This is a genomic window from Nonomuraea sp. NPDC047529 (assembly GCF_040642995.1).
In the GTDB taxonomy this organism is placed as follows: Bacteria; Actinomycetota; Actinomycetes; order Streptosporangiales; family Streptosporangiaceae; genus Nonomuraea.
This window is the reverse complement of sequence record NZ_JBEYTJ010000025.1, coordinates 140,051-162,817: the sequence shown is the minus strand read 5'-3', so window position 1 is coordinate 162,817 and position 22,767 is coordinate 140,051. Positions and strand designations below refer to the sequence as shown.

21 protein-coding genes are annotated in these 22,767 nt (G+C 71.9%); 14 read left to right on the top strand and 7 right to left on the bottom strand.

Going from position 1 to position 22,767, the window contains the following annotated elements; all coding sequences use genetic code 11:
• The 8 genes from ABZ815_RS33175 to ABZ815_RS33140 all read left to right on the top strand — a co-directional run.
• A partial coding sequence (locus ABZ815_RS33175; protein ID WP_357704937.1) for a zinc-binding dehydrogenase occupies positions 1–419 on the top strand: 419 nt, incomplete at its 5' end.
• A 30-nt stretch (positions 420–449) separates the two neighbouring features.
• On the top strand, positions 450–1,808 hold the full coding sequence (locus ABZ815_RS33170; RefSeq protein WP_357704935.1) for a sugar ABC transporter substrate-binding protein: 1,359 nt from the start codon (positions 450–452) through the stop codon (positions 1,806–1,808).
• Positions 1,805–2,689 (top strand): sugar ABC transporter permease, encoded by an 885-nt coding sequence (locus tag ABZ815_RS33165; protein WP_357704933.1) that lies wholly within the window; start codon positions 1,805–1,807, stop codon positions 2,687–2,689. Before ABZ815_RS33170 ends, ABZ815_RS33165 begins: the two co-directional genes overlap by 4 nt.
• A complete protein-coding gene (locus ABZ815_RS33160) occupies positions 2,683–3,501 on the top strand; it encodes a carbohydrate ABC transporter permease (protein WP_357704931.1) in 819 nt (272 codons plus the stop codon). The genes ABZ815_RS33165 and ABZ815_RS33160 overlap by 7 nt, the downstream gene beginning before the upstream one ends.
• Before the next feature lie 7 nt (positions 3,502–3,508).
• The gene (locus tag ABZ815_RS33155; RefSeq protein ID WP_357704928.1) at positions 3,509–4,669 is read left to right on the top strand and encodes a mandelate racemase/muconate lactonizing enzyme family protein; all 1,161 of its coding nucleotides are present in this window, start codon (positions 3,509–3,511) and stop codon (positions 4,667–4,669) included.
• A 14-nt stretch (positions 4,670–4,683) separates the two neighbouring features.
• The gene (locus ABZ815_RS33150; RefSeq protein ID WP_125637421.1) at positions 4,684–5,349 is read left to right on the top strand and encodes a GntR family transcriptional regulator; all 666 of its coding nucleotides are present in this window, start codon (positions 4,684–4,686) and stop codon (positions 5,347–5,349) included.
• Positions 5,342–6,745, top strand: a complete 1,404-nt coding sequence (locus ABZ815_RS33145) for an NAD-dependent succinate-semialdehyde dehydrogenase (protein ID WP_357704925.1) — start codon at positions 5,342–5,344, stop codon at positions 6,743–6,745. Before ABZ815_RS33150 ends, ABZ815_RS33145 begins: the two co-directional genes overlap by 8 nt.
• 11 nt (positions 6,746–6,756) lie before the next feature.
• Positions 6,757–7,770, top strand: a complete 1,014-nt coding sequence (locus ABZ815_RS33140) for a DUF2804 domain-containing protein (RefSeq protein WP_357704922.1) — start codon at positions 6,757–6,759, stop codon at positions 7,768–7,770.
• Positions 7,771–7,777: 7 nt separating this feature from the next.
• Here the strand turns inward: ABZ815_RS33140 and ABZ815_RS33135 are convergent, their stop codons facing one another.
• From ABZ815_RS33135 to ABZ815_RS33120, 4 genes are all read right to left on the bottom strand, one after another.
• On the bottom strand, positions 7,778–8,260 hold the full coding sequence (locus ABZ815_RS33135; RefSeq protein ID WP_357704919.1) for an FxsA family protein: 483 nt from the start codon (positions 8,258–8,260) through the stop codon (positions 7,778–7,780).
• 84 nt (positions 8,261–8,344) lie between these two features.
• Complete coding sequence (locus ABZ815_RS33130) at positions 8,345–9,091, bottom strand: polyprenol monophosphomannose synthase (protein WP_357704917.1); 747 nt, start codon at positions 9,089–9,091, stop codon at positions 8,345–8,347.
• Positions 9,088–10,812, bottom strand: coding sequence for an apolipoprotein N-acyltransferase (gene lnt / locus ABZ815_RS33125; RefSeq protein ID WP_357704914.1), 1,725 nt, complete (start codon positions 10,810–10,812; stop codon positions 9,088–9,090). The genes ABZ815_RS33130 and lnt overlap by 4 nt, the downstream gene beginning before the upstream one ends.
• 528 nt (positions 10,813–11,340) lie before the next feature.
• Positions 11,341–13,506 carry an ATP-binding domain-containing protein gene (locus tag ABZ815_RS33120; protein ID WP_357704912.1) on the bottom strand — a complete coding sequence of 722 codons (2,166 nt, stop codon included), beginning with the start codon at positions 13,504–13,506 and terminating at the stop codon, positions 11,341–11,343.
• A 341-nt stretch (positions 13,507–13,847) separates the two neighbouring features.
• Here ABZ815_RS33120 and ABZ815_RS33115 point away from each other — a divergent pair, with 341 nt between their 5' ends.
• Genes ABZ815_RS33115 through ABZ815_RS33090 form a run of 6 tightly spaced genes read left to right on the top strand, consistent with a single transcriptional unit; the run spans position 13,848 to position 20,528 of the window.
• Positions 13,848–15,044: an ROK family transcriptional regulator gene (locus ABZ815_RS33115; RefSeq protein ID WP_357704910.1), complete on the top strand. Its 1,197-nt coding sequence runs from the start codon at positions 13,848–13,850 to the stop codon at positions 15,042–15,044.
• A 60-nt stretch (positions 15,045–15,104) separates the two neighbouring features.
• Complete coding sequence (locus ABZ815_RS33110) at positions 15,105–16,436, top strand: ABC transporter substrate-binding protein (RefSeq protein WP_357704907.1); 1,332 nt, start codon at positions 15,105–15,107, stop codon at positions 16,434–16,436.
• A 6-nt stretch (positions 16,437–16,442) separates the two neighbouring features.
• The gene (locus tag ABZ815_RS33105) at positions 16,443–17,411 is read left to right on the top strand and encodes a sugar ABC transporter permease (RefSeq protein WP_357704905.1); all 969 of its coding nucleotides are present in this window, start codon (positions 16,443–16,445) and stop codon (positions 17,409–17,411) included.
• Positions 17,408–18,298, top strand: coding sequence for a carbohydrate ABC transporter permease (locus ABZ815_RS33100; RefSeq protein ID WP_357704903.1), 891 nt, complete (start codon positions 17,408–17,410; stop codon positions 18,296–18,298). The genes ABZ815_RS33105 and ABZ815_RS33100 overlap by 4 nt, the downstream gene beginning before the upstream one ends.
• Positions 18,295–19,554, top strand: a complete 1,260-nt coding sequence (locus ABZ815_RS33095; RefSeq protein ID WP_357704901.1) for a 6-phospho-beta-glucosidase — start codon at positions 18,295–18,297, stop codon at positions 19,552–19,554. The genes ABZ815_RS33100 and ABZ815_RS33095 overlap by 4 nt, the downstream gene beginning before the upstream one ends.
• Positions 19,554–20,528: a BadF/BadG/BcrA/BcrD ATPase family protein gene (locus tag ABZ815_RS33090; protein ID WP_357704899.1), complete on the top strand. Its 975-nt coding sequence runs from the start codon at positions 19,554–19,556 to the stop codon at positions 20,526–20,528. The genes ABZ815_RS33095 and ABZ815_RS33090 overlap by 1 nt, the downstream gene beginning before the upstream one ends.
• A gap of 13 nt (positions 20,529–20,541) precedes the next feature.
• On the opposite strand, the gene ABZ815_RS33085 is transcribed toward ABZ815_RS33090, so the two are convergent.
• The 3 genes from ABZ815_RS33085 to ABZ815_RS33075 form a co-directional block, all read right to left on the bottom strand.
• A complete protein-coding gene (locus tag ABZ815_RS33085; protein WP_357704897.1) occupies positions 20,542–21,027 on the bottom strand; it encodes an Lrp/AsnC family transcriptional regulator in 486 nt (161 codons plus the stop codon).
• A 23-nt stretch (positions 21,028–21,050) separates the two neighbouring features.
• The gene (locus ABZ815_RS33080) at positions 21,051–21,644 is read right to left on the bottom strand and encodes an ATP/GTP-binding protein (protein ID WP_357704895.1); all 594 of its coding nucleotides are present in this window, start codon (positions 21,642–21,644) and stop codon (positions 21,051–21,053) included.
• Between the two features lie 247 nt (positions 21,645–21,891).
• Positions 21,892–22,758, bottom strand: a complete 867-nt coding sequence (locus tag ABZ815_RS33075) for a terpene synthase family protein (RefSeq protein ID WP_357704893.1) — start codon at positions 22,756–22,758, stop codon at positions 21,892–21,894.
• Between the last annotated feature and the right edge of the window lie 9 nt (positions 22,759–22,767).

Sequence of the window (22,767 nt, the reverse complement as noted above, 5' to 3'; positions counted from 1 at the left end):
AACCCGCCGCGCGCCGCCGGGCGGTCTTCGACGCGCTGGGACGCGAGGGCGCCGACGCCGTCATCGGCACGGCGGGCTCGCCCGAGGCGTTCACCGAGGCGCTCGGTCTGGTCGCCGACGGCGGCGTGCTGGCCGAGCTGGGCAACTTCACCGACCGCGGCGCCGTCCCCTTCAACCCGTACAGCGACCTGCTGAAGCGGGACCTCACGATCGCCGGCGTCTACGGCGCCGGCCCCGACATGCAGCGCCGCTACCACCAGGCGCTGACGATCCTGGAACGCGGCGGCAGCCCCTTCGAGCGCGTGGTCAGCCACCGCGTGCCGCTCGGCCGGGTCCGCGAGGCGCTCGAAGCCCTGGGCTCGGGCCACCCGCTGGACGGCCGGGACGTCGTCAAGCTCGCCGTCGCCCCCTCCGCCTGAAATCCCCCATTCCCCTCCGGGAGGACACAAGTGTTGAACAACACCCGGCTCGTCACGGCCGCGGCCGTGCTCGCGCTCAGCGTCGCCGCCTGCGGCTCGCCGTCGGAGGAGGTCGCGGCCGACGGCGGCGGCCTCGGCACGGCGCAGGCCCCGGTGTCGATCCGCGTGATCGCCAACGACGCGTTCGCCAAGCAGTGGCAGGACAAGCTCGTGCCGGAGTTCACCAAGAAGTACCCCAACATCAAGGTCACCGTCGACGGCGCGCCCTACAACGACCAGCTCCCCAAGACGATGCTGGAGCTGACCGGCACCACCGCCACCTACGACGTGGTGCTCGCCGACGACCCCTGGCTGCCGCAGCTCGCCAAGACCGGCGCCCTGTACGACCTCAAGGGCCCTGAGCTGGCCAAGTGGAACGATCCCGGCTACGACTGGGCCGACTTCAACGCCTCGCCGCTGGCCGCCGGGGAGTGGGAGGGCAAGCAGTACGCCGTGCCCGTGCGCTCGAACCTGCTGCTGATGTTCTACAACAAGGCGCTGTACAAGAAGGCCGGGGTGGCCGAGCCGACCGCGCAGACGACCTGGGAGCAGTACTTCAAGGACGCCCCCAAGCTCGTCCAGGACACCGACGGCGACGGCAAGACCGACTCCTGGGCCGTGGGCACGTACTTCACCAAGGACCCGCTCACCCCCACGGTGTGGCAGACCGTGCTCAACTCCGACGGCGGCAAGATCCTCGACGGGACGAAGGTCGCCTTCGGCACCCCCGCCGGCGTCAAGGCCCTGCAGACGCAGGTGGACCTGCTCAAGTACGCGCCGCCCGGCGCCAGCACGTACCAGTTCAACGAGCCGCTGGAGGCCTTCCGGCAGGGCAAGACGGCCACCATGTTCATGTGGGGCAGCGTCTTCAAGGGCACCGCCGTGGACAAGGAGACCACCACCCTGACCCCCGAGCAGGTGGGCATCACCACCCTGCCCGCCGGGTCGGCCGCCCCCGGCGCCCACCGCGGCATCTGGACGGCGGGCATCTCCAAGAAGTCCACGCACCCGGCCGCCGCCTGGACGTGGCTGCAGTGGGTGACCTCCAAGGAGGGCGAGCAGTTCACCGGCAAGGCGTTCGGCACCTTCCCCGCCCGCAACTCCAGCCTCGACGGCACGCCGCCGGCGGAGTGGGCCGGCCCGGTCTACAAGGCGCTCAAGGACGGCTACGACGTCGTCTCCAAGGGTGAGATGTGGCGGCCCAGGCTGCCCGAGTCCGACGCCGTGCAGCAGATCCTGGCGCTGCAGACCAGCCGGGCCATGTCCGGTCAGGCCACCGCGCAGCAGGCGATCGACCAGGCCGCCAAGGAGGTCACCGACCTGCTGAAGTCCAAGGGCTACAACCAGTGAGGCGTGCCCGACTGGGAGAGCCGGGCACGGCCTGGCTCTTCCTCGCCCCCGCCCTGCTCCTGCTGGCGGGCATGCTGCTCTACCCGGTCCTGTACACGGCCTGGGTCAGCGTGTCCGACTTCGACCTGGCCTCCTTCCAGCCGTCCGGATGGGTCGGCTGGCGCAACTACGAGGCCGTGCTGCACGATCCGGGCTTCCTGGACTCGCTCAAGGTCACCGGGGTCTACCTGGTGATCGCGCTGCCGCTGCAGATGGTGCTCGGGTTCGCCATCGCGTTCCTGCTCAATGTCGCCTGGCGGGGGCGGGGCGTGCTGCGCGCCCTGTTCCTCATCCCGATGGTGGTGGCCCCGGTGGTCGCCGGCGGCGTGTGGCGGATGTTGCTCGACCCACTGTGGGGCGTGGTCAACTACACCCTCGGCCTGGTCGGCGTCGGGCCGGTGGAGTGGATCGGCGACCCGACGCTGGCCATGGTCAGCCTGATCGTCATCGACACCTGGCGGTGGACGCCGTTCGTGGTGCTCATCGCCTCGGCCGGGATCATGGCCCTGCCCGGCGACGTGTACGAGGCCGCCAGGTCCGACGGCGCCGGCCGCTGGGCGATCCTGCGGCGCATCACGCTGCCGCTGCTGGTGCCGGTGATGGCCGCCGCGTTCGTGGTGCGCTGGCTGGGCGCGGTCAAGATGTTCGACATCGCGCTGGCGGCCACCAGGGGCGGGCCGGGCAACTCGACCAACGTCATCAACCTCTACATCTACGAGAAGGGGTTCCGGAGCCTGGAGTTCGGCTCGGCCTCCTCGATGGCGACGATCGTGCTGGTCCTGACCATGCTGATCACTTTTGTCCTGTTCCGCGTGACCCGGCGTCTGGAGAACCGATGGTGAGACGGTACGCGGCCGTCACCGGGGCCGTCCTGGTGACGCTGGCCTTCCTGTTCCCCGTGCTCTACATGGTCTCGATCTCGTTCAAGCTGCCCAGGGACATCTTCACGGTGCCGCCGCGGTGGCTGAGCGAGTTCACCCTCGACAACTACGTCAGCTACTTCCAGCAGGCGCGCATCCTGCCCCGCATGATCAACACGGTCATCGTGGCGGCGGGCGCCTCGGCCATCTCCATGGTCGCCGGCTCGATGGCCGGGTACGCGCTGTCGCGGCTGCGGATGCGCGGCGCGGGCGTGGTGGGCGGGCTCATCCTGGCCTCCCGCGCGGTGCCGCCGATCGCGCTGGTGGTGCCGCTGTTCCTGGTGGCCAGGAAGCTCGGGCTGACCGACCAGTACATCACCGTGATCCTGGCGTACGTGACCTTCCTGGTGCCGTACGTGGTGTGGCTGATGCGGGCCTTCTTCCGCGGGCTGCCCAAGGAGCTGGAGGAGGCGGCGATGATCGACGGCTGCTCGCGCTTCGGCGCGTTCTTCCGCATCATCGTGCCGACGAGCCTGACCGGGCTGGTCTCGACGTTGATCTTCTGCATCATCCTGGCCTGGGAGGAGCTGCTGTTCGCGCTGATCCTCACCAACGACCGGGCGGTCACCATCCCCGTCGCCATCGCCGGGATCGCGGCCGACACCGAGAAGGGCGGGATGTGGGGGCCGCTGGCCGCGGTCGGCGTGCTGACCGTGCTGCCCGTGGTGGTCTTCGCGCTGCTGGTGCAGAAGTACCTGATCAAGGGTCTCGCGGACGGCGCGACCAAGGGGTGAGGAGCCGATGAGGATCACAGACGTCCGCGCGCGGGTCATCGAACTGCCCTACCCCAGGCCGTTCGTGCCGTCGTGGGCCCCGGAGGGCGCGCACCGGGCGATGTCGGCGGTCATCGTCGAGGTCGAGACCGACGAGGGCATCGTCGGCGTGTCCGGCGGCGACATGGGGCACGGCACCGGGCCGATGCTGCTGGAGGCGATCCACGGCTGGATCCGCCCGCAGCTCGTCGGCCTGGACGCCTTCGACACCACGCACGTCGCCAACCGGCTGCGGTACGTGGCCGAGTACGTCTTCCCCCGGCCGTGGGTCGTCGGCGTCGCCGTGTGGGACGCCGTCGGCAAGGCCTGCGGGCAGCCGCTGTACAAGCTCTGGGGCGGACACTCGGGAGCTGTCCGCGCGTACGCGAGCTTCGGCGAGCTCCGCGACCCGGCCCAGCGGGCCGAGGACGCCCTGGCCGCCGTCGAGCGGGGCTTCCAGGGGATCAAGCTGCGGGTGCACGCGGCCACCGTCGCCGAGGACGTGCGGCAGGTCGCCGCCGTGCGCGAGGCGGTCGGCCCCGACGTCGCGATCATGGTGGACGCCAACCAGGCGGCCGCCCGGTGGCGCTACGCCCCCGACGGCACCCGTCTGATCTGGGACTTCGAGCGCGCCCTCACCACGGCCAGGGAACTGGCCGGACTCGGTGTGGCGTGGCTGGAGGAGCCGCTGCCCCGGCACGACTACCGCGCCCTGTGCGAGCTGACGGCGGCCTCGCCGATCCCGATCGCGGGCTGCGAGCACAACCGGGGCATCGGCCAGCTCGTGCGCATGCTGGAGGATGGTTGCTTCGACATCTTTCAGCCCGACGCGAACGAGAGCGAGGAGATCGGCGCACTGCGCGACTTCGGCGCCATGGCCGCCGCCCGGCAGCGCAAGGTCATCCCGCACGCCTGGGCCACCGGGCTGGGCGTGGCGGGCAACCTGCAGCTTTGCGCCTCCCTGCCGAACTGCGACTGGCTGGAGTACCCCTACGATCCGCCGGTGATCGTCCCGGAGGTGTTCCACGCCATGCTGACCGAACCGCTGCTGCCCGACTCCCGCGGTCTCGTCGCCGTTCCGACGGGGCCCGGAATCGGTGTAGAGCTGGACCACGCGGCGATCGAGCCGCTCACCGTCCAGCGGGTCTGAAGGGCTCCTCAACCATGGCCGAATCGCGTTCCCCCTTCCGCACCAAGGCGGATCTGGCGGCGGAGCACATCAAACATCTGATCATGAGCGGCGAGGCGCCTCCCGGCACGAAGATCACCACCCGGGTGGTGGCCGAGGCCGTGGGCATCAGCGAGACGCCCGTGCGCGAGGCGATCAAGCAGCTGTGCTCGGAGGACTGGCTGGTCGAGCGGCCGCACGTCGGCGCCGTGGTCGCCGAGCTCACGGTGGCCAACGTGCGCGAGCTCTACAGCGTCCGGGCCGCGCTCACCGCGCTGGCGCTGGAGCTGGGCGGCGTGCCGCTGGAGGGCGCGCGGCTGGCCGAGGTCGACGCGGTGCTCGCCGAGTGCGAGACCGCCGTCGCCCGCGAGGACGTCGCCGCCTTCGCCCGCCTCAACCGGCGCTTCCACTCCCTGCTGTGCGACACCGAGCACAGCAAGCTCACCCACCGCATGCTGCAGAGCCTGTGGTCCCGTACGGAGACCGCCCAGCGCGGCTTCCGCCTGGTGCCCTGGCGGCTGCCCAAGTCGCACGCCGAGCACATCGCCATCAGGAACGCCCTGGTGGCGGGCGACATCCCGCTGGCGGGCAAGCTGCAACACGCACATGAGATGGCCGCCATGAAGGCGCTCATCGAAGGAATCCAGGAGACACATGGCTGACATCCGCAAGGCTCTCGTCGGAGCCGCATGGCAGGAGGCCGACCAGACCTTCACCGTCCGCTCGCCCGCCACCGGCGAGCCGCTGGCGCAGGTCGCCGACTGCGGTCCCGAGCTGGCCACGCAGGCGATCGACGCCGCCGCGGCCGCGCTGCCCGGGTGGCGGGCCATGCCCGCGCACGAGCGCGCCGACCTCATGCGGGCCGCCGCGCGCGAGCTGACCGAGCGGGCCGATCAGATCGCCGCGATCATGACGGCCGAGCAGGGCAAGCCGCTCGCCGAGGCGACCGGCGAGGTGCTCTCGGGCGCCGACCACCTGCTGTGGGCCGCCGAGGAGACCCGCCGTCTGTACGGCGAGACCGTGCCCGGCGCGCACGAGGGCAACCGCATCTGGCTGCTGCCCGAGCCGGTCGGCGTGGTGGCCGGCATCACCCCGTGGAACTTCCCGGTCTCGATGATCACCCGCAAGCTCGGCCCGGCGCTGGCCGCCGGGTGCACGGTCGTGCTGAAGCCGGCCGAGCAGACGCCGCTCTCGGCGATCGCGGTGGCCGAGGCGTTCGTCGCGGCCGGGCTGCCGCCGGGCGTGTTCAACCTGGTCACCACGTCCCGCCCGGCCGGGTTCGGCCAGGCCGTGATGGGCGACCCGCGGGTGCGCAAGGTGTCCTTCACCGGCTCCACCGAGGTCGGCCGCGAGCTGATCAGGCAGAGCGCCCACGACGTCAAGCGGCTCAGCGTCGAGCTGGGCGGGCACGCGCCCGTGCTGGTCTTCCCCGACGCCGACCCGGTCGCCGCCGCCCGCGCGGTGGCCCGCAGCAAGTTCCTCAACGCCGGGCAGGCCTGCACCTCGCCCAACCGCATCTTCGTCCACTCCTCGCTGGCCGCCGACTTCACCGCCGAGCTGGTACGCCAGGCGCGGGCGGCCGAGCTGGGCCCGCTCATCGACGAGGCGGCCGTGGCCAAGGTCGCCAGGCACGTCGAGGACGCCGTCGCCCGCGGCGCGGCCGTCCTGACCGGCGGGAGCCGTCCCGAGGGGGCGGGCACGTACTACCCGGCGACCGTGCTGGGCGGGGTGAGCGAGGACATGCTGGTCTGCCGCGAGGAGACGTTCGGGCCGGTCGCGCCGGTGCTGGAGTTCGACGACTGCCACAAGGTCGTCGAACGCGCCAACGCCACCCCGTACGGGCTGACCGCGTACGTGTGGACCAACGACCTGACCAGGACCCTGCGGGTGGCCGAGGAGCTGCAGTTCGGCATGGTCACCGTGAACGGCGGCCCGCTGGCGCCGCCGCAGGCGCCCTTCGGCGGCATCAAGAGCAGCGGCTACGGACGCGAGGGCGGCCACCACGGGGTGGCCGACTACCTGGAGTACAAGTACCTCAGCGTGGGGCTGGGACGATGACGGAGAGCACGATGAAGACGAGCCCGCGCGCGGTCGCCGAGCGCGAGATCACCCGCCGGGTCGACCTGTGCCTGCCCGACGGCCGGCTCAACCCGGCCGCGGTCGGCTGGAGCCGCACCCCGCTCCACCGCGCCAACATCCGCGGCTGGGGCCGCACCATGCGCTGGGACTACTGGTGCGTCACCAGCCCCGGGCACGTGTTCGCCTTCAGCGCCAGCAGCCTCGACTACCTGGCCGGCGAGTCGGCGTTCTTCCTCGACCGGCGCACCGGCGAACAGGTCTCCAGCCGGGGGCTGCTCGTCCCGGCCAGGGGCGTGTCCTTCTCCGAGCGCGGCGGCGAGGGCAGCGTGCGCATCGGCGCCGGGCCGGTGCGCATCAGCGTCGACGAGACCGCCGACGGCACCCGGCTGCGGCTGAAGTCCGCCGAGATCACCGCCGACGTGCTCGTGCGGCGGGTTCCGGGCCGCGAGAGCCTGTCGGTCGTGGTGCCCTGGAGCCGTCGCCGCTTCCAGTACACGGTCAAGGACGTCGGCCGGCCCGCCGAGGGCACCGTCCGCGTCAACGGGGTGACCCACGAGTTCGACCCCGCCGACGCCCTCGCCACGCTCGACCTCGGGCGCGGGCGCTGGCCCGGCGACATCCGCTGGAACTGGGGCGCCGCCGCCGGACAGCCCGGCGGCCGCGACGTCGCCCTGCAGATCGGCGGCAAGTGGACCGACGGCACCGGCAGCGTGGAGAACGGCCTCATCCTCGACGGCCGCCTGCACAAGATCAGCGAGGAGCTGGTCTGGCGGTACGACACCTCCGACTGGCGCGCGCCCTGGCACATCGTCGGCGACCGCGTCGACCTGGAGTTCGTGCCCGAGCACGTGCGTGAGGCCGACGTGCGGCGCGCGTTCTACATGCGCAGCCAGGAGGCCCAGGCGTTCGGCCACTACCGCGGCACGGTCGTCGCCGACGACGGCGAGAGCGTGACGGTCGACGGCCTGTACGGCTGGGCCGAGGAGGTCTACCGGCGCTGGTAGCGCAGGGTCAGGCGTCCTGGTCGTCGCGGATGACCTCGCCGTGCACGACCCTGCCGCCCTGCGGAGCCCGGTCCACGCCGGGCGACGACGGGAACAGGTTCGCGTACGGCGAGGCCGCCGCCATCCGCTTGACCCGCCGGTCGAAGAACCACGACGACAGCCGCCGCATCAGCGGCCGGGTGAACGGCAGCACGAAGACGAAGCCGACGAGGTCGGTGAAGAAGCCCGGGATCATCAGCAGCACGCCGCCGGCCAGCACCAGGCCGCCGTCGGCCAGCTCGCGGTCGGGCACCCGGCCCTCCGACAGGGCCGCCTGCAGCCGCCGCCAGGCCCGGCGGCCCTCGCGGCGCACCAGCCAGGCGCCCAGCAGGGTGCCGGCGACGAGCAGGCCCACGGTCGGCCAGCCGCCGATCATCGATCCGACCTGGATCAGCAGCCAGACCTCCAGCACCGGGACGCCCAGCAAGGCCAGGAACAGCAGCAGCCGCATCGTTTCCTCGATTCCGCGTACACGTACATCAGGAACAACGTCCGGCGGGCCGCCCGCGTTCCTGGACGCGGATCCCGGTGCCGGTCAGCCGCGCGTGCGGCGCAGGCGGCGGGGCAGGCCGGTGACGCCCCACATGCCGATGCGCCACAACGCCTCGGACATGACCTTGCCGTTCATCTTGCTCTTGCCGACCGTGCGCTCGACGAACGTGATCGGCACCTCCACCACCCGCAGCCCGTGCCTGGACGTGCGGAGCGTGAGGTCGACCTGGAAGCAGTAGCCCTGCGACTCGACCCCGGACAGACCCACCTTCTCCAGCGTGGAGGCCCGGTAGGCGCGGAATCCGGCGGTGGCGTCGCGCACCGGCAGGCCGAGCATCACGCGGGTGTAGACGTTGGCGCCCTTGGACAGCAGCTCGCGCCGGTGCGGCCAGTTGACCACCTTGCCGCCGGGCACGTAGCGGGAGCCGATCGCCAGGTCGGCGCCGTCGGCCAGCGCCTGCAGCAGCTTGGGCAGCTCCTCGGGCTGGTGGGAGCCGTCGGCGTCCATCTCGACCAGCACGTCGTAGCCCTCGCCCAGCCCCCAGCGGAACCCGGCGATGTAGGCCGCGCCCAGCCCCTGCTTGCCCGGCCGGTGGAGCACGTGGACGTGCTCGTCGGCCTCGGCCAGGCCGTCGGCGACCTCGCCGGTGCCGTCGGGGCTGTTGTCGTCGGCCACCAGCACGTGGGCGTCCGGCAGGGCGGCGCGGACGCGCTCGACGATCGCGGGCAGGTTGTCGCGCTCGTTGTAGGTCGGGACGACGACGAGCACCCGGCCGAGAGTCTCCATCATGAGCCGTTCCCCATTCGGTCGCCTCGCCTGCCGCGCAGTGCGGCGACTCCGACAGCCACCGCTCCCATCAACATCAATGCCCATTCAGGAAGCTCGCCCACCTTTGTGGCGATCGTTTCCTGGGTGCGTACGGGCACCGTGACCACGTTCATGTCGGGGACAAGTTCACGGGTCTGCCAGGAGACTTTACCGTCAGGCGTGACATATGCGGAGATCCCAGTCGTGGCGGCGGTCACGACGGCCCTGTTGTGCTCGACGGCGCGCAGCTTGGACATCGCGAGCTGCTGCGGCGGCAGGTTGGACAGCGCGTAGCTGGCGTTGTTGGTCTGCACCACCAGCGGGGTGCCGCCGGCGCGCACGGTGCCGCGCACGGTGTCGTCGTAGGCGACCTCGTAGCAGTTGACCGCGCCGATCGTGACCGGGCCGAGCTTCAGGTCGCCCGGCTTCGTGCCCGCGACCGACTGCCTGCCGACCAGGTTGGCCCGCTCCCACAGCGCCAGCACGATCTCCTTGAACGGCGTGTACTCCCCGAACGGCACCAGGTGCTGCTTGTCGTAGTAGGCGCCGGGACCGGTCACCGGGTCCCACACCAGGCTGCGCGTGGCCCGGTTCTCGTCGCCGATGGCCACGACGGCGCCGACCAGGGTGGGGACGCCGACGTACCTGACCGACTCGTCGATGACCTGGCGGGCGAAGGCGCTGGTGTAGGGGTCGATGTCGGTGGAGTTCTCGGGCAGGACGACGAGGTCGGGCCTGGGCAGGGTGCCGGCGCGCACGGCGTCGGCCAGGCGCTTGGTCTGCTCGGCGTGGTTGCGCAGGACGACGGCCGGCTCGTCGCCGAGCGGGTGCATGCCGCGCCCCGGGACGTTGCCCTGCACGATGCCCACGTTGATCGAGCGGCCCTCGTCGCCCGGCCTCGGCAGGACGAGCGTGAGCAGCGGCACGGCCAGCGCCAGGGCCACCGGGACGGCCCTGCGCAGGGCGGCCGCGGGGCGCACCAGGACGGCGTGGGCCAGCAGCGCGCCGCACAGGGCGACGGCGAAGGACACCAGCGGCGCGCCGCCCAGCGCGGCGTAGGAGGTGAACAGGGACTCGCCCTGGCTGAAGGCCACCCGCGCCCACGGGAAGCCGCCGACGGGCACCAGGCTGCGGGCCCACTCCATCATCACCCACAGCGCGCCGAACCACAGCGGCCACAGGCGCAGCCGGAACACCAGCGCCGCCAGGGCGGCCATGACGGCGTAGAACACGCTCTCGGTGGCCACCAGCATGACCCAGACGTCGTCGCCGATCGTGCGCACCCAGGCGAGGGTGGGGAACAGGAACACGGCGGCGCCCAGGTAGCCCAGCCACGCGGCCCGGCGGGGACGGGCGCGGTGGAGGGCGGCGACGATCAGGCCGATGCCGACGGGGGCGCACAGCCACCAGTCGAGCGGCGGGAAGGCGGTGTAGAGCAGCAGCCCGCCGGCGACCACGGCCACGACGCGCGCGGCCAGGACCCACCGGCTCTCGCCCTTGGCGGGCACGCCCTTGTCCGCGGAGGGGCCGGTGTCAGCGCCCCCTTCCGGCGCGGTGCTCTCGGGAGCGGCGCCCTCCGGCGCGGTGCTCTCCGGCGCGGTGCTCTCCGGCGCGGTGTCTTCCGGAGCGGTGTCGGAGGCGTTCGCCTCGGGAGCCGGTTCGCGCCCGGGGACGGGCGGAAGGCTCGTCTTGTCCTGAACCACGCCGGGTCTCCTCGCAAAATCGCACGCCTGCTTGCGAAAACGCTACCGCCCCGGGGCCGCGCTCAAGCCAGCGGCGCACACCGAGATCGAAAACAGCCGCTCGCAGGCGGTCGGGCGGCCGGCTGGGTGATCCCGTTCGGGACGGGATCACCCGGCGCGATCCGCGATCCAGCGCACGAGAGCGGGAAGAGGGCCCGGAAACCCTTCGGACCGGACCCGTCTCGTCGGCGGCGAGCGCGGAATTCCGTTGTCTACTGGGCTCCCGGACCCGTCCCGGGTCCAACCCCCCAACCGGTCGGGGTGCCCCGACTCGACGGACCGACGGCCCTGCACCTGGCTGTGTGGACGAAGTCACGCTCCGTCACGGACGCAGGATCCGACGATGTCAGAGACGGCCGACCGGCCAAGTCCCGTGCTGGACTGCGCAGCAAACTACCGACTCCACCTCAGATGTCAACCGTGTCCCGATCAGCGGGAACATCAAGTTTCCGCAGGTGGGGCATGTTCGGCCTGCCATCCTAAAGCGGGTCAAAGCCCATTTGCCGACGTCGAGGGCCTGCCCGGCAGCCCCGACAGAGCCTCCGACAGCGGGCCTTCGTGGACGACGCCCAGCCGCTGCGTGGACCGGGTCAGAGCGACGTACAGGTCGCTCGGGCCGCGTGGCGACTGGGCGGCGATGAGGTCCGGCTCGGCCACGATCACCGAGTCGAACTCCAGGCCCTTGGCGTCGGCCACGCCCATCACCGCCAGAGGCGCGTCCAGGGCGGCCGCACCGGCGGCGCGTCCGGCGCCGGGCGTGACCACCGCGGCGCCGTCCACGGCCGCTACCAGCCGCGCGCCGATGGTGTCCAGCAGCGCGTCGGGCACGACCACGGCGACCTTGCCGCCCTGCTCGACCTCCGCCTCGGCCAGCCCGTCCAGCGCGGCCAGCGGCGCCGCCCACGGCCGCGCGCCGAGCTCGCGCACGGAGGCCGGCGCCTCCAGGGCCGGGTCGATGGTGGCCAGCACCCGCGCGGCCACCTCCATGAGCTCCACGGGCGTGCGGTAGTTGACCGTCAGCCGCTCCTGACGCCAGCGCCCGGCCACGTACGGGTCCAGCACCTGCGCCCACGACCGCGCCCCCGCCGCCGAGCCGGTCTGGGCGATGTCGCCGACGATCGTCATCGACCGCGTCGGACAGCGCCGCATGACCGCACGCCACGCCATCGGCGACAGCTCCTGGGCCTCGTCCACGATCACGTGCCCGTAGGCCCAGGTGCGGTCGGCGGCGGCGCGTTCGGCGGTGGTGAGGTAGGGGCCGTCGCCGCGCTGGCGCTCGGCCAGGCGCTCGGCCTCCATGACGTCGGACAGGCCGGTCAGCTCCAGCACCTCGCGGGCGTAGGCCAGCTCGGCCTCGCGCTGGTGCTCCTCGGCCTGGCGGGCCGCGGCCAGCTCCTCCTCGGCCTGCATCGCCGAGGCGCGCAGCACGTGCTCGTCGATGTCGCCGAGCAGTTCGGCGGCCTCGTCCAGGAGCGGGACGTCGGCGTCGGTCCACTCGGCCGACTCGCGGCGCAGCAACGCCCTCTCCGCGGGGCTGAGGGCGCCCCCCGCCGCCTCCAGCCGCTCGGGCGACCCGTACAGGCCGAGCAGCAGCCGCTGGGGCGTCAGGTACGGCCACAGCCGGTTCAGGGCCGCCTTGACCACCGGCTCGGTGCGCAGTTCCTCGCGCAGGTCGGCCAGCTCGTCGTCGTCGACGAGCCCCTTGCCGATCTTGCGGGCCTGCTGCCTGGCCAGCGCGTTCAGCAGCGATCTGACGAACACCGCGCGCGCCTGGTTGTGCGGGCGGCGCGAGCGCACGGCCTTGTTCCTGGCGGCGTCGAGCATGTTGCGGTCGACGGTGAGCGTCAGCCGGCCCACCGTCAGCTCGATGGGCTTGCGCGGCACCTTCTGCCGGTCGCGCACCGCGCGCTCGATCACCCCGGCCATCCGCGCGTCGCCCTTGACCGCGGCCACCTCCGGACGGTCGCGCCGGGTGGCGGTCACGCCCGGGTACAGCTCCCCCACGGTGGACAGCAGCACGTCGGTCTCGCCGAGCGAGGGCAGGACCTGCTCGATGTAGCGCAGGAAGGTGAGGTTGGGGCCGAGGATGAGCACGCCTCGGCGCTCCAGCCGCTCCCTGTGGGTGTAGAGCAGGTAGGCGGCCCGGTGGAGGGCCACCACGGTCTTGCCCGTGCCGGGGCCGCCCTGCACGACCAGGACGCCGTTGAGGTCGCCGCGGATGACGCGGTCCTGCTCGGCCTGGATGGTGGCGACGATGTCGCGCATGCGGCCGGTACGGCGCTCGTCGAGGGCGGCCAGCAGCGCGGCCTCGCCGTTGAGGGTGGCGCGGTCGTCGTCGGTGAGCGCGTCGAGGTCGAGCAGGTCGTCGTCGACGCCGATGACGCTGCGTTCCCTGGTCTGCAGGTGACGGCGTCTGGTCAGGCCCATGGGCGCGGCGGGGGTGGCGCGGTAGAACGGCTGCGCGACCGGCGCCCGCCAGTCGATGAGCAGGCGGCGCTGCTCGTCGTCGGTGAGGCCGAGCTTGCCGATGTAGAGGCGCCCCTCGTCGACGTGGTCGAGCCGGCCGAAAACCAGGCCGCGCTCCACCGCCCAGAGCCGGGCCAGGCGGCCGGCGTACATGTCGGCGAAGGAGTCGCGCTCGGATCTGTTCTGCATCGTGCCGACGGCACCCGTGGCCAGCACCTCCTTGAGCCGGCGCTGGGTGCGCTCGCGCAGCTCGTCGAGGCGGTCGTAGAGACCGGTGACGTACGACTGCTCCTTGGCGAGCTCCGTTTGACGAGTTGCCGCCTGACCATTATTGTGGTTAATGGGACACTCCGGGCCATTCTGCTTGTTGTTGCGACAAACGATGACATTAGCATGCCTGTCGAGGCACTCCCATCTTCCCTTCCCCTTCCCGGGTCACGGCTTGGTTTCGCCCTCTTGACCAGCACGGGAGAACTCCCTATGTTCCGGAGTTAGGAAAGTTTCCTAACTTCGACGAAGGAGTCCACCTGATGACCGGTCCGGTTCCGGGAACGCCCAGCCTGCTGCGCGCGATCAACGACCGCGCGGCCCTGCGGGCGCTTCTTGAGCGCGGGTCGCTGACCCGTCCGGAGCTGGGCGCCCTGACGGGCCTGTCCAAGCCCACCGCCTCCCAGCTCCTGTCGCGCCTGCAGGAGGCCGGGCTGGTCGTGCTGGACGGCATCAGGGAGGGCCTGCCGGGCCGTACCGCCGAGGTCTACCGGATCAACCCGGCGGCCGCCTACGTGGGCGCGCTCGACGTCACCCCCGACCGCATCGAGGCCCGCGTCGCCGACATCACCGGCACGGTCGTGGGCTCGTACACGCTGCCGACGCCCCGGCGGCCGGGCGGCGAGCTGGTCGACCGCCTGGGTGCGGCGCTGGCCGGCGCGAACCCGCCGGACAAGCTGCGCCGGGTCGTGATCGGCGTGCAGGCGGCGATCGACCCGGCCACCGGCCGGCTCGGCTACGCCGCCGCCAAGGACGTGCCCGGCTGGCAGATCGACGACCTGGTGCCCACCCTCAGCGCGGGTCTCGGCGTGGCCGTGGACGTGGAGAACAACGTCAACCTCGTGGCCCTGGCCGAGCAGGCGCACGGCGCGGCGCGCGGGCATTCCGACTTCGTGCTGCTGTGGGCCGACGAGGGCATCGGCTCGGCCATCGTGCTCGGCGGGCGCATGCACAGGGGCGCGACCGGCGGCGCGGGCGAGGTCGGCTACATGCCGACGCCGGGCGCGCCGACGGCCCGCGAGGCCGGCCGCTACGCCAACCACGGCTACCAGGCGCTGACCGGCGGCCCGGCCGTGCTGCGGCTGCTGCGCTCCTACGGCGTGCACGGCACCGACTTCCGCCAGGCCATCGCCAAGGCGGTCCGCGTGGCGGAGGGCTCGGGGCAGAAGGCCGACGACGCCAAGGCGGGGCTGCGTGACATCGCCGCCCGCCTGGCGGTGGGCCTGGCGGCCGTCACGTCCGTCATCGATCCCGGGCTGATCGTGCTGACCGGCGGCGTCGTGCTGTCGGGCGGCGAGACGCTGCGCGAGCTGGTCGAGCACGAGCTGCACGCGCTCACCATCCCGCGCCCGGTCGTGCGGCTGTCGCACGTGGAGGGCAACCCGGTGCTGGCCGGCGCGCTCGACCTGGCCCTGGACACCGTGCGCGACGAGGTCTTCAGCTCGACCGTCCCTTCGTGAGCCATCTCTTCCCGTTCCACCCTCACTTCATGATCCCCCCAGCGGCAGGAGGCACCCCCCGTGCGCTTCGTCCCCCTGGCGGCCGTCGCGATCCTCGCGCTCACCGCCTGCACCGCCGGCAGGGAGGCCGGGCCCTCGCTCGGCTCCCAGCCCAGGCCCTCGGGTTCGGCCTCCGCGGCCCTCCCGGCGGCCACGATCCAGCTCTGGCACGGATTCTCCACCGACGCCGAGGTCAAGGCGTTCGAGGAGGCCATCGCCGGGTTCCAGGCCAAGTTCCCGCAGATCACCGTCAAGGCCACCAAGGGCGTCCAGGACGACCAGATCACGCAGGCCATCCGGGGCGGAAACGCGCCGGACGTGGCGGCCTCGTTCACGACGGACAATGTCGCCCAATGGTGCAGGTCGGGATCGTTCCAGGACCTCACCCCGGTGATCAAGCAGGACGGCATCGACCTGTCGGTGCTGCCCGAGGTGGCACGTTCCTACACGGGCTTCGGCGGCCGGCAGTGCACGCTGCCGCTGCTGGCCGACGCGTACGGCCTCTACTACAACAAGGCCCTGATGAAGGGCAACCAGCCGCCCAGGACGCTGACCGAGCTGGCCGACCTGGCCAAGAAGCTGACCGTCCGGGACGCGAACGGCGACATCAAGGTGGCCGGGTTCGTCCCCAGCACGCAGTACTACGAGAACAGCCCCAGCCATCTGGCCCCCATGGTCGGCGCCACCTGGTACAACGTCGACGGCACCTCGGCCATCGGCACCGACCCGGCCTGGAAGGCCCTGCTGCGCTGGCAGAAGGACCTCATCGACTGGTACGGCTACGACAAGCTGGAGAAGTTCCGCAAGAGCCTGGGCGACGAGTGGAGCGCCGACCACCCGTTCTACAAGGGCAAGATCGCCATGGTCCTGGACGGCGAGTGGCGCAACGCCATGATCGCCAACGACGCCAAGAAGCTCGACTACGCCACCGCTCCCCTGCCGGTCGCCGACGACAAGCCCGACCTGTACGGCAGCGGCTTCACCGCCGGCACCGTCATCGGCGTCCCCAAGGGCGCCAAGAACCCCCAGCAGGCGTGGGAGCTGGTCAAGTACCTGACCACCGACACCAGCTCGCTGGTGACGCTCTCCAACGCCCTGCGCAACGTGCCCACGACCAAGGCCGCGATGGAATCGCCCGACCTGGCCAAGGACGCGAACTTCGCCACCTTCCTCGACGTCTTCGCCCACCCCAAGACCTCGACGCTGCCGCCGAGCGTCAACAGCGTCTTCAACCAGGAGGCGCTGGCGACCTTCGTCGTCAAGTGGGAGAAGGGCGCGGTCACCGACCTGGACGCCGGGCTCAAGGGCGTGGACAAGCAGATCGACGACAAGCTGAAGCTGTCCGGGGGCTGATCGGCGATGGTCTCCTCCCCCCACGCCGCCCCCCATGCCGCCCCCCACGCCGCGCCGTCGAGGTGGCGGCGCGGCGAGGGCCTGCGCGCCCTGCTGTGGCTGTCGCCGTGGATCGCCGGAGTGTCCATCTTCTTCGTCTATCCGCTGCTGTCCACGGTGTACTTCTCCTTCTACCGCTACGACATGACCAGCACGCCGGAGTTCATCGGGCTGGACAACTACGCGTACCTGCTGCACGACCCGCGGGTGGCGATGTCGGCGAAGAACACGCTGTGGCTGGTGGCGATCATGGTGCCGGCCACCGTGCTGTTCTCCCTGGCCCTGGCCCAGCTCGTGGTCAGGCTCAAGGCCGGGGTCGGCGTCCTGCGGACGATCTTCTACCTGCCGTCGCTGGTCCCGCTGGCGGCCGGGACGATCACGTTCGTCTTCCTGATGAACCCGGCCACCGGGCCGTGGAACAAGTTCCTGGCCCTGTTCGGGATCCACGGCCCCGACTGGTTCGGCGACCCGGCCTGGTCCAAGCCGAGCCTGACGCTGCTGTCGCTGTGGAGCTGCGGCCAGCTCGCCGTGATCTTCATGGCGGCGCTGCTGGACGTCCCCAGGCACCTGTACGAGGCCGCCGCCATCGACGGCGCCGGGGCCTGGCGGCAGTTCCGCAGCGTGACGCTGCCGACGATCGCGCCGGTGCTGATGTTCGCCCTGGTCACCAACGTCATCTACGCGCTGCAGTACTTCACTCAGGCGATGATCGCCTCCCGGGTGGCCTCGGGCGCGACCGACTCCCCCGGCTCGACCTTCACCCCCGGCTACCCGGACGAGTCGCTGCTGACCCTGCCGCAGTGGCTCTTCCAGTCCGGCTTCCGCGACTGGACGATGGGCTACGCGTGCGTGCTGGCGCTGCTGCTGTTCGCCACGTCCATGATCTTCACGTTGATCCTGCTGCGGCAGTTCCGCCGGGCCGAGGAGGCGATATGAGCGCGACCATGACCGCCCCCGCCCCGCCCGCGGCGCCCGCGCGGCGGCAGGGGGTCAGGGCCCGGCGGCGGCGCACGCTGGTGTGGATCGCCACGCACGCGGTGGCGATCGTGCTGGCCCTGATGTTCCTGGCGCCGGTGGTGTTCCTGACGCTGACCGCGCTGATGACCGACGAGCAGGCGCTGACCGGCGACCTGTGGCCGCGCACGTGGAACTTCGACAACTTCGTGGTGGTGTTCGAGAAGTCGAAGCTGCTGCGCTGGGGGATCAACACGCTGCTGTACGCCGGCCTCGGCACGGTGTTCACGCTGCTGTCCTCCGTCCCGGTGGCCTACGCCCTGGCCCGCTTCCGCTTCCGGGGGCGGCGGGCGGCCTTCCTCCTGGTGATCACCGCGATGATGCTGCCGCCGCAGGTCATCGCGGTGCCGATCTACCTGGTGTGGGCCCGGCTGGGGCTGACCGACAGCCTGTGGCCGCTGATCCTGCCGATGTTGTTCGGCGACGCGTTCTCGATCTTCCTGCTCCGCCAGTTCCTGATCACGATCCCGCGCGAGTACATCGACGCGGCGAAGGTGGACGGGTGCTCGGACTTCAGGACGCTGGTCCGGGTGATCCTGCCGATGGCCCGGCCGGCCGTGGCCGCCGTCGCCCTGTTCCAGTTCTTCTACTGCTGGAACGACTACTACGGGCCGCTGCTGTACGCCGGCGTCGAGCAGGAGGGCTGGACGCTCTCGCTCGGCCTGGCCACGTTCAAGGCGTTCCACAGCGTCCAGTGGAACCTCACCATGGCCGCCACCCTGCTGGTGACCGCGCCGGTGATCATCGTGTTCTTCTTCGCCCAGAGAGTGTTCATCGAGGGCGTGACCTTGACAGGAGTGAAGGGTTGAAACTCGCCGTGGTCGGGGGCGGCTCGACGTACACGCCGGAGCTGATCGACGGGTTCGCGCGGCTGCGTGACGAGCTGCCCGTGACGGAGATCGCCCTCATCGATCCGGATCCGTCCCGTCTTGAGCTGGTGTCGGGGATGTCGCGGCGCATGCTGGCGCACGCCGGGCATCCGGCGCGCGTGCTGGCCACCTCCTCGGTGGCCGAGGGGGTCGCGGGGGCCCAGGTCGTGCTGTTCCAGCTCCGGGTGGGCGGGCAGGCGGCCAGGAACGTGGACGAGACGCTGCCGCTGGAGTGCGGCTGCGTGGGCCAGGAGACGACCGGCGCGGGCGGCCTGGCCAAGGCGCTGCGCACGGTCCCGGTCGTGCTGGAGCTGGCCGAGACCGTACGCCGGGAGGCCCCCGACGCCTGGATCATCGACTTCACCAACCCGGTCGGCATCGTCACCAGGGCGCTGCTGGACGCCGGCCACCGGGCCATCGGCCTGTGCAACGTCGCCATCGGGTTCCAGCGCCGCTTCGCCGCCGGACTGGGCGTCGACCCCGGCCGCCTCTCGCTCGGCCACGTCGGGCTGAACCACCTGAGCTGGGAGCGTTCGGTCCATCTCGACGGCCGGGACGTGCTGCCCGAGATCATCGACCGGGCCGGCGAGGAGATCGCCGAGGCGCTCGGGCTGCGGGTGGAGCTGATCCGGCGGCTGGGCGTCATCCCGTCCTACTACCTGCGCTACTTCTACGCCCACGACGCGGTGGTGCGCGAGCAGCGCGCCAAGCCGTCGCGGGCGGCCGAGGTGGCGGCGATGGAGACGCGGCTGCTGGAGATGTACGGCGACCCGTCGGTGGTGACCAAGCCGGAGCTGCTGGACCAGCGGGGCGGCGCGTTCTACTCGGAGTCGGCGGTGGCGCTGATCGCCTCGCTGCTCGGCGACCGGGGCGACGCCCAGGTCGTCAACGTGCGCAACCAGGGCACCCTGCCCTTCCTGGACGACGACGCGGTCATCGAGGTGCCCGCCGCGATCACCGCGTCCGGAGCCGCGCCGCTGCCGGTGCCGCCCGTCGAGCCCCTGTACGCGGGGCTGATCGCGCACGTGTCGGCGTACGAGACCCTGGCCCTTGACGCGGCCCGCCGGGGCGGCGCCGACCGCGTGCGCGACGCCCTGCTGGCGCACCCGCTGATCGGCCAGGACGACGCCGCCGAGCAGCTGACCGGCCTGCTGCTGGAGGCCAACCGGGAGCACCTGCCCTGGACGGTGGGCTAGTGGCCCGCCCCCGCCTGCTCCTGGCCGTCGACGGCGGCAACAGCAAGACCGACGTGGCGGTGGTCGCGGACGACGGCGAGGTGGTCGCGACCGGCCGCGCGGGCCCCTTCGAGCCGCAGAGCGCGGGCGTGGCGGCGGCCGTGGACGTGGTGGCCGAGGCGGCGGCCCGCTGCGGCCTGCCGGTCACGGCGTTCGACCACGTCTCGGCCTGCCTGGCCGGGGCCGACTTCCCGGTGGAGGAGGAGGCGCTGGCCGCCGAGTTCACCGCGCGCGGGTTCGGCGACGTGGTGGTGCGCAACGACACCTTCGCGCTGCTGCGGGCCGGCACGTCGGCCCCGTGGGGGGTGGCGGTGGTGTGCGGCGCGGGCATCAACGCGATCGGCGTCTCCCCCACCGGGCAGGTCGCCCGCTTCCCCTCGCTCGGCCGCATCAGCGGCGACTGGGGCGGCGGCCAGGGCGTGGCCGAGGACGCGCTGTGGCACGCCGTGCGCGCCGAGGACGGCCGTGGCACGCCGACGGCCCTGACGGACCTGGTCACGTCCCACTTCGGCACCGCGACCGTCGAGGAGCTGGTGCTCGGCCTGCACTTCGGACGGGTGGACGAGGGACGGCTGCACGAGCTGGCCCCCGGCGTGCTGGCCCTCGCCGCGGCCGGGGACGCGCTCGCCCGGTCGCTGGTCGAACGGCAGGCCGAGGAGGTCACCGTGATGGCCGAGGTGTGCCTGCGACGGCTCGGCCTGCTGGAGACGCCGGTCGAGGTGGTGCTCGGCGGCGGCCTGCTCACGGCCCGGGACCCGCTGCTGACGCCGCTGCTGGAGTCGGGGTTCGCGGCCAGGGCGCCGCAGGCCGAGCTGGTCGTGGCGGACCTGCCGCCGGTGGCGGGGGCGGCGCTGCTGGGGCTGGAGCACCTGGGCGCCCCGGAGTTCGCGCTGAGACGCCTGCGCGCCCACTTCGAGCTCCCGGTCACCCGCTGAGGCGGCGGACTGGTCAGCCGGAGGCGTTCTGGTCGGGCTCGGCCGGGGTGACGTCGGAGGCGACGACGGGGGCGCGGTGCTCGTAGGGCGTGCTCAGGACCACGGTGGTGCGGGTGGAGACGTTGGCCGAGGCGCGGATCTGCTGCAGCAGGTCCTCCAGCGCCACCGGGGAGGCCACGCGCACCTTGAGGATGTAGCTCTCGTCGCCGGCGACGCTGTGGCAGGCCTCGATGGCGCTCAGGTGGGCCAGCCGCTCGGGGGCGTCGTCCGGCGCGGCGGGGTCGATCGGCTTGATCGAGACGAACGCGGTCAGCGACAGCCCGATCGCGTCGTGGTCGATGACGGCGGCGTAGCCGCGGACGACCCCGCGCTTCTCCAGGCGGCGTACGCGCTGGTGGACCGCGGAGACGGAGAGCCCGGTCTCCCTGGCCAGGTCGGTGAAACTCATGCGGCCGTCGTGGGCGAGCAGCGTGACGATCCGGCGGTCGATCTCCTCCATCGGTCAAAGGTAGCCGGTGATGGTCACGACATGGTCCCGACGGGAGCGACCCCTCGGTTCATCGCGTGCTCGACCAGGGTGATGAGCACCTGGCGGCCGGAGTCGCGCCTGCGGGCGTCGCACAGCACGATGGGGACGTCCGGCTCCAGCCCGATGGCCGAGCGCACCTCGCCGACGGTGAAGGGCCTGGTGCCGTCGAAGCAGTTGAGCGCGATGATGAACGGCTGCTCGCGCTTCTCGAAGTAGTCGACCGCCGGGAAGCAGTCGGCCAGGCGGCGGGTGTCGGCCAGCACCACGGCGCCCAGCGCGCCCATGGCCAGCTCGTCCCACACGAACCAGAAACGTTCCTGGCCCGGGGTGCCGAACAGGTAGAGCATGTAGTCGTCGCGGATGGTGATGCGGCCGAAGTCCATCGCGACGGTCGTGGTGAGCTTGCGCTCGACGCCCGACAGGTCGTCGACGTGCGTGCCGACGTGGGTGAGCGCCTCCTCCGTGCGCAGCGGGCGGGTCTCGGAGACGGCGCCCACCATGGTGGTCTTGCCCGCGCCGAATCCGCCCGCGATCAAGATCTTGATCGCGGTCGGCAGCCGCCAACGGTCGACGCGACCGAATTCCATCCAGCACCGCCCGTACAGGTCCCGCGCACGTGCGGCCTTCGCGCTTGGTCAGTGTCATCTGTCAAGACGTGTGGTGAAGGCCGTTCGACGTGCCTGGCATCGAGCCACCCTAGCAACGCCACATTTTCCACTCAAGGTACAAACTTTTACAAGGAACAAAATGTCACGATTTATCGCCGCTAGTCCTATAAATCGCCTGCGCCTTGCGCGGCGGTCAAGGGACTTGTCAGCTTATTCGACGGGATCGTTAGGTAGCGGGGTCGAAGTCCGAAATACCGGTGAAGCCGGCATTGAAGCCGATCCGTCGGCGCAGGTAGGCGGCCGTACGCGGGCTGCATCCGCGCAGCGTCTCGATCAGGCCGCCCGCCTCGCGGGCCAGGCCGGCCATCGCGTCGGCGACCTCGCCGCCGGCGACCCCGAGCGCGAGCGCGTTGAGGTCCCCCCAGCTCAGGTCCCTGCGGTAGGAGGCGAGGTCGCCGAGCAGGTGCAGGTAGCGCTGGACCCGGCGGCTGACCGCCCACAGCTCGTCCAGGTGACCCGTGGTCCAGCCGTCGCCGGTGTAGATCCAGTGGGACAGGTCCACGAAGCAGGAGCCGCGGCTGTCGGCGTTGTCGAGGTAGCGCTCCAGCGTGGGCACCGCCCGCGTGTCCCGCCACACCCAGGCCCTGACCATCCCGGACAGCGTCCTGGCCAGCTGGTCGCGCCAGAGCCGCTGGGCCACGCCGAACCCCTCGGCGGTGGCCAGCTCGTCACGCAGGTCGGCCAGGAAGCGGGTGACCGGCGAGCGCGGCACCGCGCCGCCGGCGACCGCCAGGCACTCGCCCGTCAGCCGGTCGACCTGCTCGCGGGTGGTGGCGGCGTGGTCCACCAGGCGGTCGACGGCCAGCACCCACAGGGCGCTCCGGTTGACCGCCCTCAGCCCGCCCGCGCCGGCCCAGGGGGCGCTGAAGGCGGTGGCCAGGGTCAGGGCCTGGTAGAACTCGGCGTCGAAGGCCGCGCCGGGGAACAGGCCGTCGTACAGCTGGGCGCAGCGCCGCAGATCCCTGCCGCACTCGGCGGCCAGGGCGCAGGTGCGGCCGAGCCTGAACGCCTCGTCCAGCTCCTCGCCGGGCACCCTAGGGCC